Below are 18268 nucleotides of genomic sequence, written 5' to 3' on the forward strand. Positions count from 1 at the left end.
ACCTGGGACCAGGTTGGAGTAAGCCTTCTTGATTATGCGCCTGCCATGGGGAGAGTTGGTTACTCAACGAACGAGTTACTTCCTATCCTTTTGCAGTTGTTAGTTGTACTATCAGTGAAGAACTATTAATTGTAGTGTTTACCAATTTGATAGGCTTGTTCCAGCAAACCTTCGATATGTTCTTTGGATTCTGAAATCGTTTCATAGAGAAATTCGACTCGGGATTCCTGCATTCTTGCATAACCCGCGATCCCGTTATTCAGATAATTGGAAATCATGTTGTAATAGTCGTATTTATGGAATGAAGCCTCCGTTCCCCCGGCTAGTGCAATCCACAGCGCTTTTTTGGAGTTTGCCTTGTTGAACAGCCCCATATTCCATACCTTGTCCAGATAAGCTTTGAGCATGGAGGGAACGTTATACCACCAGATCGGGAAAACAAATACAATGGCATCAGCCGCAAGCACACGATCCAGCTCTTTGCGAATTACAGGGGCATGCTGTTTATCGGGATTTTGCCAGTCTCGCTCATCTTCTACACCATATAATGGATCGAATCCGTCATGATAGAGATCGAGGATATCAATTTCATGGGAATTCTCCTGCATACCTTCTATAAAACGATTCATTACGGCAAATGTTAGGGAATCCTGTCTTGGGTGAGTAACGACCAGTTTAACTTTCATGTAGGAGTAACCATCCTTTTTTCTTTTTTTTGGTTAAACATTCTGACCAATGTTATTATAAGTTTCATGACATCTTATTGAGAAGTACGCACCTTCGAGTGCTGTAGAAACCTTGAGGTTCTTCGGTTACTTTTAATAATGGATATACATATATGTGAATTATGGGGGAGTACAAGTGGAACAAGAAATGAAAAAATATGAGAGTGGTGTGCAGGCGATGCTGGAACTGGTCGGTGGAAAATGGAGGATTCTTATCCTGCATCAACTGATATCAGGTAAAAAACGAACCAGTGAACTTCGCAGGGCCATTCCTGGCATTACCCAGAAGGTCCTTACCCAGCAGCTTCGTGATTTGGAAAAGAATGAAATCATCCATCGAATTATTCATCCTGAGATTCCGCCCAAGGTAGAGTATGAGCTGACCGAATATGGCCTGACACTACAGGACATCATTGATCGCATATGTATGTGGGGAGAAAATCATTTGGACAGAGTATACGGAGATAAAAGCAGCGTGCTGGGAGATCATTTTAGGGACTATATTCCACTTTCAACTTCAACTTGAGCTGACCGTCCAATGAAAAATAAATCAAAACCTTCCTTGATCTCAAAAGGAGGGTATTTGTTGTTTTTTGTCCTTTATCAGTGAAACTGATAAATGCTATAAAATCATTGAAATTGACCCTCAACACCCGGTGTGTTAGGTTTTAAAGAGAAGAAATTAAATTAATATGATAATTTTAGTCGGAATTAAAATCGAAGCAATGCGCGAGGTGGCAAACAGTGGAACTTCAAGTGACAAATAGCCCTTTTAATCAAGAACAAGTTGAACTGCTTAATCGTCTTATTCCTACATTGACCGATGGACAACGGACTTGGTTGAGCGGATATATTGCAGCAATTCAGGCAAGCGCAACAATAGCGGTTCCAGCGAACCTGGTACAGGCTGCACCAACTACAGGTGTCGCACCTGAAAGTGCTACGCCAGTATCCCGCGAAGTTACCGTGCTCTTCGGTTCACAAACCGGGAATTCCAGCGGCCTATCGAAGAAGCTGGCCAAGAAACTTGAAGAGCAAGGTCTTCAGGTAACGTTGTCATCGATGGGAGATTTCAAACCGAACGGACTCAAGAAAATTGAAAATCTCCTCATCATCGTCAGTACGCATGGCGAGGGAGAACCGCCGGATAATGCGATTCCCCTGCATGAATTCCTGAACAGCAAACGGGCTCCGAAGCTCGAAGGGCTTCGCTACTCGGTGTTGGCTCTTGGAGATACCTCTTATGAGTTCTTTTGTCAGACAGGTAAGGACTTCGATACACGATTGCAGGAGTTGGGTGGTACAGCACTTGTACCGCGTGTAGACTGTGATGTTGATTTTGATGAACCGGCTGCGGAGTGGATGAATGAAGTGCTGGCTTCCTTAAGTAGCACATCTGCTGCTGCGAGCACGGTAACTACTGAGGCTGTTACAGCTGCGTTGAGCGGCGGGCAATCCGAATATGATCGCACGAATCCGTTCAAGGCTGAAGTATTGGAGAATCTCAATCTGAATGGCAGAGGATCGGACCGTGAAACACGCCATATTGAATTGTCCTTGGAAGGCTCCAGCCTAGATTACGAGCCTGGTGACAGCCTTGGGGTATTCCCTGAGAATCACCCGCGTCTTGTCGATGAATTGATTGCAGCCATGGGATGGAATGCAGATGAGCGCGTGACCGTGAATAAAAACGGGGATCAGGCATCTGTGTACGAAGCGTTGCTGCGTTATTTTGAGATTACAGCGGTAACGAAACCGGTCGTGGAACAACTTGCGAAACTGAATCCGGGGAGTGGCTTGACTGCGTTACTCGCAGATGATTCCGAATTCCGCACAGTCATGAATAGCTGTGATCTGCTGGATCTGGTTCATGATTATGATCTGAAAGGTATTCCTGCTGCAGAATTTGTAGCTGTACTTCGCAAAATTCCGGCACGTCTGTATTCGATAGCGAGTAGTTCGAAATCTTTCCCGGATGAAGTTCATCTTACCGTTCGTACGGTACGTTATGAAGCGCGTGGCAGAGAACGTTACGGTGTATGCTCGGTACATCTGGCTGAACGAATCGAAGCTGGCGACACCCTGCCTGTATATATACAGCATAACCCGAATTTCAAGCTTCCTGAGAACCCGGATACGCCGATCATTATGGTTGGCCCAGGTACAGGCGTAGCACCGTTCAGATCCTTCCTTGGTGAGCGTGAAGAAACAGGCGCAGAAGGCAAGACATGGCTGTTCTACGGAGATCAACATTTCTCCACCGACTTCTTGTACCAGACGGAATGGCAGCGTTGGCTCAAAGATGGTGTGCTCACGAAGATGGATGTAGCCTTCTCACGTGATACGGAACAGAAGGTGTATGTACAACATCGTATGTTGGAACACAGCAAAGAATTGTACCAGTGGCTTCAGGAAGGTGCGAGTGTATATATCTGTGGTGATGAGAAAAAAATGGCACATGATGTGCATGCTGCGCTCACCACGATTCTTGAACAAGAAGGTGGATTATCACCTGAGCAGGCATCGGAATATCTGACACGGTTGCAGCAGGAGAAACGTTATCAGCGGGACGTCTATTAATTATTACCGGCTTAGCCGGATTGCACCATCCCGCAGAGACGAGAGGAGAAAGCAGCATGGTTTATAATAACTTACTTAACCCACAGCGCACGAATAGCGATGTGGAAGATATAAAGATCAAAAGTGATTACTTGCGTGGAAGCCTGACCGAAACGTTGGCTGATCGCATCACGGGTGCAATTCCAGAGGACGACAATCGTCTGATGAAACACCACGGCAGTTATATGCAGGATGATCGTGACCTGCGTAATGAGCGTCACAAATCCAAGCTGGAGCCAGCATATCAATTTATGCTGCGTGTACGTGCTTCCGGTGGAATTGTAACCCCGGAGCAGTGGTTGATGATGGACAGAGTGGCACATAAATATGCGAATCAGACCATTCGTCTGACCACACGTCAGTCTTTCCAACTGCATGGTGTACTGAAGTGGGATCTTAAGAACACCATTCGTGAAGTGAACGATTCGTTGCTAAGCACACTGGCTGCGTGCGGTGACGTAAACCGTAACGTGATGTGTAACCCGAATCCGAATCAATCCGATGTGCATGCTGAAGTGTATGAGTGGGCATGTCAAGTAAGTAATCATTTGGACCCTCGCACGCGGGCTTATCATGAGCTGTGGCTGGACGGCGAGAAAGTGATTGATTCGCAGGACTCTGACGAAGAAGTTGAACCAATCTATGGCAAAGTGTATTTGCCTCGTAAGTTCAAGATCGGTATTGCTGTACCACCATCCAATGATGTGGATGTTTATTCACAGGATCTTGGCTTTATTGCTATTGTGGAGAACGGGAAGCTGCAAGGATTCAACGTTTCCGTTGGCGGCGGGATGGGCATGTCTCATGGTGATGCCAAAACCTATCCTCAGGTGTCCAAAGTCATTGGTTTCTGTACTCCGGAGCAAATGATTGATGTTGCAGAGAAAACAGTTATGATTCAGCGTGATTATGGAGATCGTGCAGTTCGTAAACATGCTCGTTTCAAATATACGCTGGATGATCGCGGTGTGGAATGGTTTGTCGAAGAGCTGACCAGCCGTCTGGGATGGAAACTGGATGCGGCACGTCCATATCATTTTGAGTCAAACGGAGATCGATATGGTTGGGTAAAAGGCAATAATGGTAGATGGCACTACACGCTGTTCATTCAGAATGGTCGTGTCAAGGATGTGGATGGATATCCTCTCATGACGGGTTTACGTGAGATTGCCAAAGTGCATACGGGTGATTTCCGTCTGACTGCCAATCAAAATCTGATCATCGGTAACATTAGCAGCCAGAAGAAGAAAAAGATTGAAGCGCTGATTCAGCAATACAATCTGACGGATGGGGCACATTACTCTGCGCTGCGCAGAAGTTCGATGGCTTGTGTTGCGCTTCCAACCTGCGGCCTTGCGATGGCTGAGTCAGAACGTTATTTGCCGTCTCTGATCGACAAACTGGAGCCAGTACTGGACGAAGCCGGGCTGAGAGACGAAGAGATTGTCATTCGCATGACGGGCTGCCCGAACGGATGTGCAAGACCGATGCTGGCGGAGATTTCATTTATCGGTAAAGCACCTGGGAAATACAACATGTATCTCGGTGGCAGCTTCACTGGACATCGCCTGAATAAACTTTACAAAGAAAACATTGGCGAAACCGAGATTCTGGACACGTTGGCACCAATGGTGAACCAATATGCCAGAGAGCGCAATGAAGGTGAACATTTCGGTGACTTTGTCATTCGTGCAGGCTATGTTCCTGAAGTCTTGGATGGTCGACAATTTCACGCTTAATGGACCGGGTAAGATGAACTGAAATTAGGACTGACTTAGGGCGGAAGCATTCCTTTATGGGGTGCTTCTTGTCTGTTATATATGGAGATAATAGAGGTAACGTTAGTTACTGCTGAGAGATTTATGAGAGAAAAAACTGTGGCCAAACTTCAAGCGGAGATGGATAATCACCGCAGTTATTCCCATTATTTCGTGTGTATTAACTTGTTGAAGTACGCTCAACAAGATATAATGGCATAGTAGAAAGCAGATTACATGTTGAAAGTGAGCGGAAACGATATGGGTCGTAAGTGGAATAATATCAAGGAAAAAAAAGCTTCAAAAGATGCAAATACGAGCCGGGTCTACGCTAAATTCGGCGTTGAGATCTATGTAGCTGCTAAGAAGGGCGAACCGGACCCGGAAGCGAACCGTGCACTGAAAGTCGTGCTGGAACGTGCCAAAACGTATAATGTACCCAAAGCCATTATTGATCGTGCGATGGAAAAAGCAAAAGGCAGCGGGGATGAGAACTATGAAGAGTTGCGTTATGAAGGCTTCGGACCGAATGGTGCGATGGTCATCGTGGATGCACTTACCAACAACGTAAATCGTACAGCGCCGGAAGTACGCTCTGCGTTTAACAAAAACGCCGGAAACATGGGTGTCAGCGGTTCTGTTGCTTACATGTTTGATCCTACAGCGGTTATCGGTATAGAAGGCAAAAACTCCGAGGAAGTACTTGAACTTCTGCTTGAAGCAGACGTAGATGTACGTGATATCGTGGACGAAGATGATGCTGTCATCGTATATGCAGAACCGGATCAATTCCACGCTGTACAAGAAGCGTTCAAAGCAGCCGGTATTACGGAGTTCACCGTAGCCGAGCTGACGATGCTTGCACAGAACCATATTGAACTTCCAGAGGATGCACAAGCTCAGTTCGAGAAACTGATCGATGCGCTCGAAGACCTTGAAGATGTTCAACAGGTGTACCACAACGTAGAGTTCGCAGAGTAAGCAAGCTGCACGATACGTGGTTTGATTGCATAAAAAGAGTGTCTGACCAATCTCCGGATTGGACGGACACTCTTTTTAGTTATTTTAAGAGTTGGATTGCAGGGAGCCGGGCGACTTGTCAGATGTATCTGACGGATCTGATTTTTCCGAGTTCCCCCCACCGAATTTAAATAACACAATTCCGCCGACAATGACAAGCACACCGAGCAGTTGATTCCATGAGAAAGGAATTTGCTCCAGACCGAGCCACCCCATGGAGTCAAACAAAAGGGCGAAGCTAAGTTGGGACGTCAGCACGATCGAGATGGCATACGTGGGGCCAAGCAGCTTCATACCTTGTACGAGACAGAAGACGACACCAACGCCGATGGCTCCACTGAGCCAATACCACGGTTGCATATTCTGAAAGCTGAATGTATTCTTGCCCTCCACGAGCAGAGAGATGAGGAACGAGGCAATGAATCCGGTGAAAAGCACCAACGTTGTTGTGGACCATGAACCGGTGCGTTCATTGACTTTGCTATTAAATATGGTTTGCAGACTGACAAGTGCTCCTGCCAAGAGCGCAAGCGAAATCCCTGTAATTAACATGGTTGTCGAACTCCTTACTCATAAATATTGTGACCTGCTATTTCGCGCAGACCCGCACGGTTTTTAATCATAATCAATCCCTGATGTCGTTCAATCAATCCGTCTGCACAGAGCTTTTGGATGACCCTGTTCAGGTGTCGGTAACTGGTGCCGATCAGATTCGCAATGTCGGTCAGATTGAACGCGTCCAGATCTTCATGAACGACGCTACCAGCTTCTTCCGTCGAGATGGAGAGAAGGTAGCTGGCTAGCCGAACCTCAACGGGATACATCAGGTTGAAGTTGGAGAAGTTCGAATCAATATAGAACTTGTGTGAGATGATTTTGAGCAAAAATTTAAGTAAAGGTGCATAATCGCCGGCAAGCTCAGCGAGCCATTGATAATGAATCCGAAGCATCACCACAGGTGACACGGCCTGAACTGTGTTGACAATATCACTTTCACGGACATATTCAATGTCACCGACGACTTCAAGCGGTGTCTTGAAGCAAAGCACGAGTGTTTTGTCCTGAGCGGAGGTGGTGAAGATCTTGATTTTACCCTCGACCAACACGTATAAATATTCGGAGGCTTCCCCTTCACGACAGATCAATTCACACTTCTCGAAGTGACATAATGTCATATGGGGACGCAGGGGCTCGTGAAATACCTTTTCGAGTTGATATTGCTTCAGATAATGTATTAATTGTTGCTCATCATGAATCTCTTCCACGCTCTTGTTCACCCCTGACTATATTCTAGAAAAACTACAGTTTCATAATGATGACACCTGTGATCATCAAGGCAATGCCAAGAAATTGCGGCAGTTTCATCTTTTGTTTCACTACACCAAACCATCCGTTACTATCCACGAGAAAAGTCAGGAACAGCTGAGCAATGAGCAGGGCCGAGATCGTGAATGTCACCCCAATTTGCTGAATGGCCGTTACTTCGCTGAAAATAATGACAGCGCCAAACGCTCCCCCCGCCAGGTACATGGGTTTAACTTGTTTGAGTCCTTGAAGGTTAATGTCTCTAACGAACATTAGGATCAGCGCCGCTAAGATGAATCCTGTCAGTTGTGTAATCGTAGCGGCCTGCCATGTGCCCATGTCGGTACTAATCCGAGCATTGGCAACACCTTGGAGCGTGATACACGCGCCACCCAGTAATGCAAAAATAATTCCTTTCATATGTACGCTCCTTATTCAATTACTTCGACTTCTATTTAATGACAAACTCACCCCAAACGCCAAGGACAAATGTCCTGAGCTTTGAAGTCACAGCATCTAGAGTACAATAAAGAACCAGGGAAATCCAGTTGGAGCATGAAGAGATGCGCGGTATATGTGCGGGAATACTCATTTTTAATGAGCATGATCTCTAACGAACCAGCGACACCTTATTGTATTGATTCGATTGAATTAAGAAATCTAAGGAACCTCAGCCATCTTAATCGGGCTAAGGCAGGTAGGAAAGGATGGATAATGAGTTGAAACGGAGGAATAACGTGTCTACAATTCGTTAGTTTTGAAAATCGGCAAATATTCACTAAATAGAGTGTGTCAGGTTCGTTACTAACTATCTAAGAATTTGTCCTAAGAGCCAGCCAAGATGAAAGAGAGTTTGCCGACTCGACCCTAGAACACACAACAGATGTACAGCTCCAGGCTAGCGGGCAATGAGATTTGAACAATTCAGCTAAACACCTCTCCAAAAAAATCCATACCAAACTAATCCAATCAATCGCATGATCAGATCACAGTGTACACAGGCCGTTCACCTACATAATGAACGGACAGTTCTGTGAATTGTTCTGCCAACCTGTCTGCCAATAGATTCATTCCCGGAGCCTCGCTCTCGGCATGCCCCAACATGATGAGTGCTTTGGACTTGCCTTGTTGCACAGCATCACGGATATATTCCGGTGTCTCCCATTCGAATCCTTCTCCAGCGATGATCAGATCCAATTGTTTGTTCTGAATCAAGGGAATCGTCACAGGGCCGTTGCCACGAAAACCAACCAATACCGCTGCGTGTCTACAGACTATGTCGGGATTGCCTGCAACGCGGACATAATCGATCCCAAGGCAACGTTTCACATGGTGAGCAATAGCTTGGGCAGTGCTTGCTTCCGGAAAAGTAAGGATGTCTGCTTCCGGTACTCGTTGCTCCACATAAGAGGACCATCCCAAGGCCTGAATCAGTCCTTCGGTAATGCCATCCGGTTGGAAGCGGTGGATGATATCATGACATCGATAGATGGAGATGCCTGCTTCGTCAATTAACTTTCTTTTGTCCGTATACACCGAATCAGTTGCAAGCCAATCCGTCTGACTGTGATGGTTATAGAACGGAGATTCATGCGCAATGATTAAGTTAGCGCCTTGCTGTATGGCTTGTTCAATCACATATTGTGTGGGCATAAAAGCGATGACAATACCTGTGACCTTACAGTCAAGTGAACCGGTAATAAGCTGATCCACCGTGTTTTCCGGCAGTTCAATGTTATCTAAAAGATGAAGGACAACGTCTTGAACAGTGAGATCCATAGATTGCATTCCTCCAATGACAGGATATAAAAATAGTGTAACATGTTTACATTTGAAATCTACTGCTTTCCAGATTGTGGGGGTCAATTTTATTATTTTCGGTTAATACTAAATCATGCAGATTACAGTGGGTTAAGATAACAACGAAGAAGAGTGTTCACTGTGTACGGATGTTGGATTCGTGTAGTTTTCTCAAACAAGAATAAGTATACTTACATAGAGTCTTTATTGCATTAAATGAGCTGTTTGCAACAGCAGAGCAGATTGTGAAAGGGGATAACTACGATGACAGCAACAACTATTATGGAACGTCTGAAGAGCGAGACAGCTCATTACCACAGACAAGTAGAACAGAACCCTTATGCAAAAGCCATTATGAATCAAACTGTGACTATAGAAGAATATAGAACATATCTAGAAAAGTTTTATGGATTCCTCAAACCGCTGGAAGATCAAGCTGTACAGCAGCCTTTCTGGGGAAGTACGGGATTGGATATCGAGATTAGAGGCAAGGCTGGACTACTGGAGAAAGATCTGCACAATCTTGGTGCAAGTGAAGAGGAAATTAGCCAACTTCCGCTCTGCAAAGAACTTCCGGATATTTCGACACCAGCCCGTTTGTTTGGATACATGTATGTCATTGAGGGGTCCACGAACGGTGGACAGATCATGACCAAACGTTTGTCGCAGTTCCTGCCCATTGAAGCTGATCGTGGATTGGAATATTTCAACGCCTATGGCTCAGAGACAAGAACAAGATGGAGCGAGTTTATGATTTTGCTGCAGCAGTCCATCACCAGTCCAGAAGATCATGACAACATGGTGCACAGTGCATCAGAGACATTCCGACTGCTGGATCAATGGATTAATACGTAGGGCAGACTTTATTTCATATTTTAAAGGTATCTATATAAGTTGAATTAATCATTTACACCTAACGAAGAGGACAGAAAAAACCTGGAAAAGCGAAGCATTCGCTAAAAGCTTTCTGAAAGAAAGCTACATCGTAAGCATACGCTTATAACCGGATTTTTCCCTTAGAAAAGGGAATCGATAAAATCTGGGGATAACAGCGATTAGAAGGTTATTCTGTCATCGTAGTGCAATGTAAATAATCATTATTTCAACTTATATAACATCATGAGAGGGGATTTTCCTGGCCATGGCCGAACCGAAGTCCAAGAAAGAACAAAATTTGTTGAACCGCACATTGCTTCATCAGGGAACATACACAACTGATCCGATAGATCTGAATAACTGTGATAAAGAACCAATTCATATCCCCGGCTTTATTCAACCTCATGGTGTTCTTTTGGCCATCAATACCAGTCTTACGCCAACTATTGTTCAGTGTAGCCAAAATACGGAGGAACATCTGGGTATTGCCTATGAGGCTGTTCTGGGCATGCCTTTGGAGAACCTGATTGGCGAGCAAGAAGTAAGCAAATTGTTGGGCAGCAGCTTCAATGCGAATGTTACCTCTGACCTGCATTACATGGATCTTACCATTAAGGTATCCGGTGAGGAACGGGTCTTCTCTTCTGTGCTTCATGAAAGTGAAGGTTTGCTCATTCTGGAGATCGAGCCTTATGACGAAAAAGAGGACGTGGGGACTACTGACTTCGAGTGGATATCCCGATTCTTCGGTCGGATGAAAAGCACAGATAGCCGCGTGGAGGCAAGTCAGATTGCAGCTGAACAGGTCAAGGAAATGCTCGGTTACGATCGGGTGATGATCTATGAATTTGACGAGCAATGGAATGGTAAAGTTATTGCTGAAGCGCGTGAACAAGAACTCGAACCATTCCTGGGACATCACTATCCAGCATCGGATATACCAAAACAAGCTCGGGAGTTGTATCTTCGCAATTGGCTGCGGACTATCGTGAATGTAAATTATAAACCGGTCGAAATTGTACCTATGCTACAACCACTGACTGGCAAACCACTGAATTTGAGTCTTTCGGTCCTGCGTAGCGTATCGCCACTTCACATCGAATATCTGCATAATATGGGTGTAGGTGCGACCGTAACGATCTCGCTCATTCATAACAATGAGCTATGGGGACTCATCACATGCCATCATTATTCGGCCAGATATGTCCCCCATCGTGTGCGGAATCTGTGCAATTTCCTGGGGGCGTTCTTCTCCAATGAATTGTTCCAGCGTCAGCAGTTAGATGATTACCAATCCGAGATTCAATCTCGTGAAGCTGCTTCACGAATTGCCAACATTTTTATTGGAAACACAAGTCCTGCCCGAGTACTTGAGGAATTACAGGGAGAAGAAGAGACGGTATTGAACCTGATGGATGCTGCCGGAGCAGCGATCTGTTACCAGGACAAGTTATTGTTATATGGTAAAACGCCTAACAGCGGCCAGATTCGTGAACTGGCAGGTTGGCTTGCAGGAAAGTCTGAGGATTACAGTTACTACACTTCGAAACTGAGTTCAGAGTATGAAACAGCCAAAGCTTATCCGGATAAGGCTTCCGGGGTTATTTATGTTGCCATTTCGCCTGGACAGCATAACTACATGATCTGGTTCCGACCTGAGGTTGAGCAGGTTGTCGAGTGGGCGGGTGACCCGGCCAAAGCGGTACTCAAGACGGATGACGGCATGCGATTGTCACCTCGTAAATCATTCGAGAAATGGCGTGAGGTTGTAAAGTCAACTTCGTATCCGTGGACTACGAAAGAACTAAGTGTGTTACCTTTACTCAAATCCATTGTACGTCGGCAGACGGAGAATCAGTTGGTTCAGGCTGAGGAACAGGCACTTCAGAACGCTCGTATTTTGCGACAAAATGAACAGCGTTATTTGCAGTTAATGGATTATTCGCCCGTGGCATTCTTTACTCTGACGGACGGTAAGATTATCTATTGTAATACAAAGGCAGCTGAACTGCTCGGGTTCGAGAGTTCCCAAAACCTGATGGGTAAGGATTTTAGAGAATTTGTACCTGACAATACGAGAGTTACCTTGCAACAGAATTTTGAGGAATTAAAGCACAAAAACACAAGTTTGATTACAAGTCAGTCCTATTTCACTACAGCAGTTGGTACCTCACTGTTGCTTGAAGTTACACTCGCTGCTGTTACGCATGCAGGAAAACCTTCTGTGATGGTGCTTCTGCACAGCGGGGCGTCTCACCATGAACATGACCATTACACCGAAACGACAAGCCAGTTGCAAAATTATCTGAACACAGATCCGTTAACAGATATGCCAATTCAAACGGTGTTCAAGTCTCAGCTTCAGGATGACTGGGATGATTGTTTGGAGGAGAAATGTAGTCTGGGGTTGCTCATTATAGATATCGATGATTTCCGTTCATATAACGCGGCATACGGACTTCAGGGAGGCGATCTGTGTCTGCAATGGATCGGTGAGGTACTCACCGTGGTCAGTGAGCAGCACAACGCACTAATATCCCGTCTTCGCGGAGGTACCTTCATGTTGAAAATGAAGAGCACAACTTCTGAACATTCAGCACAGCTTGCGGAAGAGATTAGACAACATGTTCTGGCTCTGCAGATCCAGCGAGAATTATCGGGTCCGAGTGGGATCGTCACGGTTAGTGTCGGGGGTGCAGTGCTGGTACCTGATGAGCAGTCAAGTGCATCCGATCTGATTGAAAAAGCTACTCAAGCGCTGGCCCAAGCGAAGAGTGAAGGGAAGAATCGAGCAATTGTAGTCTGATTTAGGGCATGTAACCTTACTTTTTAACGAATACACCTGGATCAATATCATATCCATATGAACTAAATGAGAGAGCAGAAATGCTCTCTTTTTTTGGTTTTAATAATGTGTTAATTTCATCACCGCAGACACAGCACTAGTGTTATAATGATCCCTATGGATACACTTGTTCGTATTCTGTCTCGGAGGAGGGTGAGCTAACGTTCTATGAAAGACAACTCTAGACAATTGGAATTTATGGAGATAGATCTGAGCGAAGAACCCGTAACAGCAGCGGTTCCGGTTCCTGATCGTTCAACCATTGTGCAGCAACCTGCACATCATGCGATGCAGCATCGTGGAGGCATATTGTCTTCGGAGAAACGTTTTGTAGAGGAAGCAAAGCAGTGGTCAGAGATGGAGGGAGATGTGTCCCCCTGGGTTCCCTTTATGAGCTACTGGCCCACATATGGCGTAATGAACGAAGCCCAACGCAAGTGGTATTTGTATTGGAGGAAGGAAGTTCGTCAGGGGAGATATCCAGATACCGATCTGTCCTATCTATTTGTTCATATATATGAGTTGATTAACGGCATTGGCTGGCAGAATGCTCAGGATGGTTATGATCAATTAAAGCAGCTATGGTTGAACTACCGTGAAAGGCTCCCTCAATTAAATATATATATGCAAGAGTGGGTGGTCGATTACGTACTGGTCCATCAGATGGAGACGTCTTTATCCGAAGTCATGGACCTTTCGGGCGGGTATCTGCCAGCAGAGATGCTGGACAAGGAACTGCAACGTGTTTTACAGAACAAGATGTCGGATATTTCGCTGAGTATGCTGCAAAGGTACTACGATTACGATATTACGCTCAGTAAGTTCTATAGAGATGGCGGCAAAGAAGTGATGGAGCAGTACATCCCACGGGTCATGGCATTGGTTCATTCATATCTGGAGCGTACGCGAGAAGTCGGACTGTTACCGGTGTTTCAACCCAACGAAGAACGCATGGTGGAGCGCATACTGTTTCGCAAAGCGGTCTATGACGACTCGATCTATGGAAGATCGGTATCATTCAGATATATGCCCATTGGTGAACAGGCTGAATTTGTACAGATGGTTACGCGGATCTATCGATGTACTGAAAATAAACTTCGTGAACTGCTCGGATTCAGAGGCCGATTGCGTGGACAAACATTAGAGCCCGAACTTGCGAATCTGATTGAACGTTACCTGGACAAAGCATATGCGATTGATCAGGCCGAGACGGTGGAACAACCGGTGATTCGTATTGATACGGAAAAATTGGCATCGTTACAGCAAGAAAGTGAATACGTACGAATGGCACTTACAATTGAGGATGATCACCCTTCTGAAGTGAAGGATGATGAGGTTCATAACGCAAATGTTACAAGTAATCCAGTCGATGCACTGGAAGCAAGGCATGAGATCACACCAACAGAAGATTCCATGCAGCAGGACCCATCGGTAAGAGAGACTGCAATAGAAGGGTCAACAGCATCAATTGGGTTGCAATGGGACGTGAGTGCAGAGGTTGATTTGGATGAACAATGGCTGCTATTTGCCAAGGGACTATCCCCTCAGCAGGTGCAAGTGATTCATGCTCTTCTTGGCGCTAACCCTGATAAGGAGCTGATACGTCTGGCTGAGCAATATGGAACGATGCCTACGCTTCTGTTGGATGAAATTAATGATGTGGCTATGGATACGATCGGTGATCTTCTGATTGATGGTGACCGGATTGTTCCGGATTATATAGATGTGTTCGAACATGTGAAGAGGTGATACGTAAGTGACAGAACTTAAAATACCAAAGCGGCTGACCACCGCACTTGTCAATTCGTTAACGGCGGGTGTTGTCCCGCGCATAGGACTGGAGCAGATTGCTGTTGGCCGAAAACCGGAAGTGGAAGCCATCTTGAGAGATATGGACAATATCGCCGAGGGTGGCGCCGCGTTCAAACTCATTACCGGGCGTTATGGTAGTGGTAAAAGCTTTCTTTTGCAAATGATTCGTAATTATGCCATGGATCGCGACTTTGTTGTAGCAGATGCCGATCTGTCACCAGAGCGACGATTGGTGGGCACCAAAGGGCAGGGACTTGCGACATATCGCGAACTAATGACTCGTCTGTCTACACGTACACGTCCGGATGGGGGAGCGTTGGAGCCGATTTTGCAAAAATGGATCGCAGGCCTGCAACAATCCACGATGCAAAGTCAGAACCTGCGCCCGGATGATCCCGCTCTGCCGCTGGAAGTAGAGAAGCAGATCTATGCGGTGACAGGGGAGATGCAGAATCTGGTTCACGGCTTTGATTTTGCCAAGGTACTGGCTTCCTACTGGAATGGGTACAAGCTCGCTGATGATGATCGCAAACAGGCGGCACTGCGCTGGCTTCGAGGAGAATTTGCAACCAAAACGGAGGCAAAAAAAGAACTCTCTGTCGGTGTTATCATTGACGATGACAACTGGTATGACTACTTCAAATTGTGGTCTGAATTCACAGCGCGCATTGGTTACAAAGGATTGCTGTTGTTCATTGATGAAGCGGTGAATCTGTACAAAATTACAAACAGCGTCTCTCGTCAAAGCAATTATGAGAAATTGCTGACCATGTTCAATGATACAATGCAGGGCAAGGCGGAGCACCTGGGCATATTTGTAGGCGGTACGCCGCAATTTGTGGAGGATGAACGGCGCGGACTATATAGCTATGAAGCGCTTCGCTCCAGGCTTATTGATGGTCGTTATGCAGCCAAAGCGTATGCAAATTATACAGGCCCGATTCTGAAGCTTGCAATGTTATCACATGAAGAGATTCTGATTTTGCTCCAGAAGCTGCGGCAGATTCATGCGTTGCATTTTGGATACAGTGCAAGTCTGACGGATGAACAATTGGTTGATTTTATGCAAACGGCGGTGAATCGACTGGGGGCGGATGAATTGCTGACCACGCGTGAAGTGGTACGGGACTTTATGGATGTACTGCATACGCTCCATCAGAATCCCGAAGTGACTTATACGCAATTACTTGGTGAACGGGCTGCCAAACCCCAGGAACCGGGTAAAGGAGCGGATGCTTCCGCAAATTCGGATGATCTGGACGACTTTCTGGCGGAGTTTGAATTATGAGTGATAATCCATTCTATCGGCTGGCGCCATTCGTGCAGGAATTTATATATAAAAAAAGATGGGAATCGCTTCGGCCTGCTCAGATAGAGGCTTGCAATATCTGTTTTCATACCCCGCATCATATGCTGATTGCGGCAGGCACGGCCTCCGGCAAAACGGAGGCGGCTTTTTTTCCTGCATTGACCGAGCTGCATGAACGGCCTTCCAAATCAGTGGGCATTCTGTACATTGGACCTCTGAAAGCCCTGATTAACGACCAATTCGAACGTCTTAAGGATCTGTTAACCGAAGGAAATATTCCGGTTTGGCATTGGCATGGGGATGTGCCTCAGGCGGAGAAAACAAAACTGATGAAAAATCCGTCCGGTGTGCTTCAGATTACACCAGAATCGCTGGAAGGTCTGCTCATGAATCGACCGAATGCGATCCCGGCGCTGTTTCATGATCTGCGCTATGTCATCATTGATGAGGTACATGCTTTCATGGGAGCGGATCGGGGGATTCAAGTACTCAGCGAGCTTGCCAGAATCGAGCGTATGGCTGGCTGTGCACCTCGAAGAGTTGGCTTATCCGCTACACTGAGTGACTATGATGCAGCTACATCCTGGCTTGCTGCCGGAACACAGCAGGGAGTGGATGTGGTCTCTTCTCCGGGTGGTCGCAAGCTGCGACTGCGGGTGGAACATTTCTCTTTTCCAGATGCGCAGGATGAGGAGCAGGCGGAGCAGCTTCATAACGCACGCAAAGCGTACTACGACTTCATTTATGAGAGCACACATCGTAAAAAAGCGTTAATCTTCACCAACAGCCGTACCGACGCCGAGGTTACTATACTTGAGATGCGGCGGGTCGCGGCTCGCAGGCAAGAGCGTGATGTGTTCCATGTGCATCATGGAAGTATCTCCGCCATGCTGAGGGAGGAAACGGAAGCTGCCCTGCGCACCGGATCAGGTCCCGCGGTTGCTGCGGCAACGGTCACGCTCGAACTGGGTATCGATCTGGGCGAACTGGAACGTGTGGTTCAGCTTGGTGCACCGTATAGTGCGTCCAGCTTTGTACAGCGTCTGGGACGTTCGGGGAGACGAGAGGACATGGCATCAGAGATGCTTTTTGTATGTCCGGAGGAAGAGGATGAGGAAGCGCAATTGCCAGCACGTATGCCGTGGACGTTAATGCGTGCAATTGCTGTTATCGAACTATATGTAAAAACAAAGTGGGTCGAGCCGCTTGAAGCCCGCAAAATGCCCATAGGGGTGCTCTACCATCAGACGATGAGCATGCTGAAAAGTATGGGGGAGGCGGAGCCGAGAGATCTTGCAGAAGCCATCCTTTCGCTGGCCCCCTTTGCGTTGATTAGACCCGATCAATATCAGGCTTTCCTGAATTACCTCATTGAGACGGATCATCTGCAATGGACCGAGGACCGGACATTGATTATCGGACTGACAGGTGAGAAAATCGTAAATAATTATCGCTTCTATGCGGTGTTTAAGGACGATGAGGAACATAAAGTACTGAACGGCTCGGAAGAGATTGGTTCCATTACAACCGTGCCCCCGCCAGGCTATTGCTTCTCGCTCGCAGGCAAACTGTGGAAAGTGGAAGAAGTTGATCACAAGCACAAGGCTGTGTATGTGAAGTCTGCCAAAGGTAAAGTGGATACGTTATGGCTTGGAGCGGGCGGAGACATCCACACAACGGTGGTACAGAAAATGCGTGAAGTGTTGTCCGACTCAGTGATCTATCCCTACCTGTCACCGCAAGCCGTCAATCGACTTGAACGGGCACGCCGTCTAGCTCGTGAAAGCGGACTGTTGAAGCAGGTTGTTATTCCGGCTGGGGGAGATTCGATGTATGTACTTCCTTGGGTAGGGAGTAAATCGTTCCGTACATTGGAGCGCCTGATGAAGCATAATCTGTCGGGCAAACTGGCTTTGCGTTCGGTAGTGCCCATGGAACCATATTATTTTGTAGTATCCGGCAAGGTCGATGAACGGACATTGTTAGCCGAGATTATGAGCGAATGTCGGATGGCTGAAGATGCATCTGCGCTACTGGCTGAAGATGAAGCACCCTATCTGGGCAAGTATGATGAATTTGTCGCGCCACCTTTGATCCGTGAGGCTTTTGCTGTGGATGGGCTGGATCTGGATGGGTTGAAGGCAGGTTTACAGCAAACATTGGAGTGGGATTCCTCAGCCTCTAATCGAACCTGACGTTT

The 18268-nt window shown here is 46.5% G+C and carries 14 protein-coding genes; 9 read left to right on the plus strand and 5 right to left on the minus strand.

Translation table 11 applies throughout. The features are described from left to right. Positions 1-125 precede the first annotated feature (125 nt). A complete protein-coding gene (locus NLBNIHML_RS00315; RefSeq protein WP_472478514.1) occupies positions 126-686 on the minus strand; it encodes an NAD(P)H oxidoreductase in 561 nt (186 codons plus the stop codon). Positions 687-861: 175 nt separating this feature from the next. Between NLBNIHML_RS00315 and NLBNIHML_RS00320 the strand changes: the two genes are divergently transcribed. The 4 genes from NLBNIHML_RS00320 (at position 862) to NLBNIHML_RS00335 (ending at position 6082) form a co-directional block, all read left to right on the plus strand. Further along, on the plus strand, positions 862-1251 hold the full coding sequence (locus NLBNIHML_RS00320; RefSeq protein WP_339242202.1) for a winged helix-turn-helix transcriptional regulator: 390 nt from the start codon (positions 862-864) through the stop codon (positions 1249-1251). A gap of 218 nt (positions 1252-1469) precedes the next feature. Next, positions 1470-3305 (plus strand): assimilatory sulfite reductase (NADPH) flavoprotein subunit, encoded by a 1836-nt coding sequence (locus tag NLBNIHML_RS00325; RefSeq protein WP_339260824.1) that lies wholly within the window; start codon positions 1470-1472, stop codon positions 3303-3305. 56 nt (positions 3306-3361) lie between these two features. Further along, entirely contained in the window at positions 3362-5083 is a 1722-nt protein-coding gene (gene cysI / locus NLBNIHML_RS00330; protein ID WP_339260826.1) for an assimilatory sulfite reductase (NADPH) hemoprotein subunit, read from the plus strand. Between the two features lie 279 nt (positions 5084-5362). Beyond that, the gene (locus NLBNIHML_RS00335; protein WP_249911804.1) at positions 5363-6082 is read left to right on the plus strand and encodes a YebC/PmpR family DNA-binding transcriptional regulator; all 720 of its coding nucleotides are present in this window, start codon (positions 5363-5365) and stop codon (positions 6080-6082) included. Between the two features lie 84 nt (positions 6083-6166). Here the strand turns inward: NLBNIHML_RS00335 and NLBNIHML_RS00340 are convergent, their stop codons facing one another. The 4 genes from NLBNIHML_RS00340 to NLBNIHML_RS00355 all read right to left on the minus strand — a co-directional run bounded on the left by NLBNIHML_RS00340 (position 6167) and on the right by NLBNIHML_RS00355 (position 9205). After that, complete coding sequence (locus NLBNIHML_RS00340) at positions 6167-6673, minus strand: DMT family transporter (RefSeq protein ID WP_494353475.1); 507 nt, start codon at positions 6671-6673, stop codon at positions 6167-6169. Between the two features lie 14 nt (positions 6674-6687). Then, complete coding sequence (locus NLBNIHML_RS00345) at positions 6688-7386, minus strand: Crp/Fnr family transcriptional regulator (RefSeq protein WP_339242209.1); 699 nt, start codon at positions 7384-7386, stop codon at positions 6688-6690. A gap of 34 nt (positions 7387-7420) precedes the next feature. Further along, positions 7421-7846, minus strand: coding sequence for a DMT family transporter (locus NLBNIHML_RS00350; RefSeq protein ID WP_342572814.1), 426 nt, complete (start codon positions 7844-7846; stop codon positions 7421-7423). Positions 7847-8407: 561 nt separating this feature from the next. Then, positions 8408-9205 carry a Nif3-like dinuclear metal center hexameric protein gene (locus tag NLBNIHML_RS00355; protein ID WP_342572815.1) on the minus strand — a complete coding sequence of 266 codons (798 nt, stop codon included), beginning with the start codon at positions 9203-9205 and terminating at the stop codon, positions 8408-8410. 285 nt (positions 9206-9490) lie between these two features. On the opposite strand from NLBNIHML_RS00355, the gene NLBNIHML_RS00360 reads away from it, so the two are divergent. From NLBNIHML_RS00360 to NLBNIHML_RS00380, 5 genes are all read left to right on the plus strand, one after another. Beyond that, entirely contained in the window at positions 9491-10081 is a 591-nt protein-coding gene (locus tag NLBNIHML_RS00360; RefSeq protein WP_339260832.1) for a biliverdin-producing heme oxygenase, read from the plus strand. 286 nt (positions 10082-10367) lie between these two features. Beyond that, a complete protein-coding gene (locus NLBNIHML_RS00365) occupies positions 10368-12908 on the plus strand; it encodes a diguanylate cyclase domain-containing protein (RefSeq protein WP_342572816.1) in 2541 nt (846 codons plus the stop codon). Positions 12909-13115: 207 nt separating this feature from the next. Continuing rightward, positions 13116-14696 (plus strand): TerB N-terminal domain-containing protein, encoded by a 1581-nt coding sequence (locus NLBNIHML_RS00370; protein WP_494353476.1) that lies wholly within the window; start codon positions 13116-13118, stop codon positions 14694-14696. Between the two features lie 7 nt (positions 14697-14703). After that, complete coding sequence (locus NLBNIHML_RS00375) at positions 14704-16047, plus strand: ATP-binding protein (RefSeq protein ID WP_339260836.1); 1344 nt, start codon at positions 14704-14706, stop codon at positions 16045-16047. Next, entirely contained in the window at positions 16044-18263 is a 2220-nt protein-coding gene (locus tag NLBNIHML_RS00380) for a DEAD/DEAH box helicase (protein ID WP_339260837.1), read from the plus strand. Before NLBNIHML_RS00375 ends, NLBNIHML_RS00380 begins: the two co-directional genes overlap by 4 nt. The last annotated feature ends 5 nt before the right edge of the window (positions 18264-18268 follow it).

The organism is Paenibacillus sp. JNU01 (assembly GCF_059130585.1).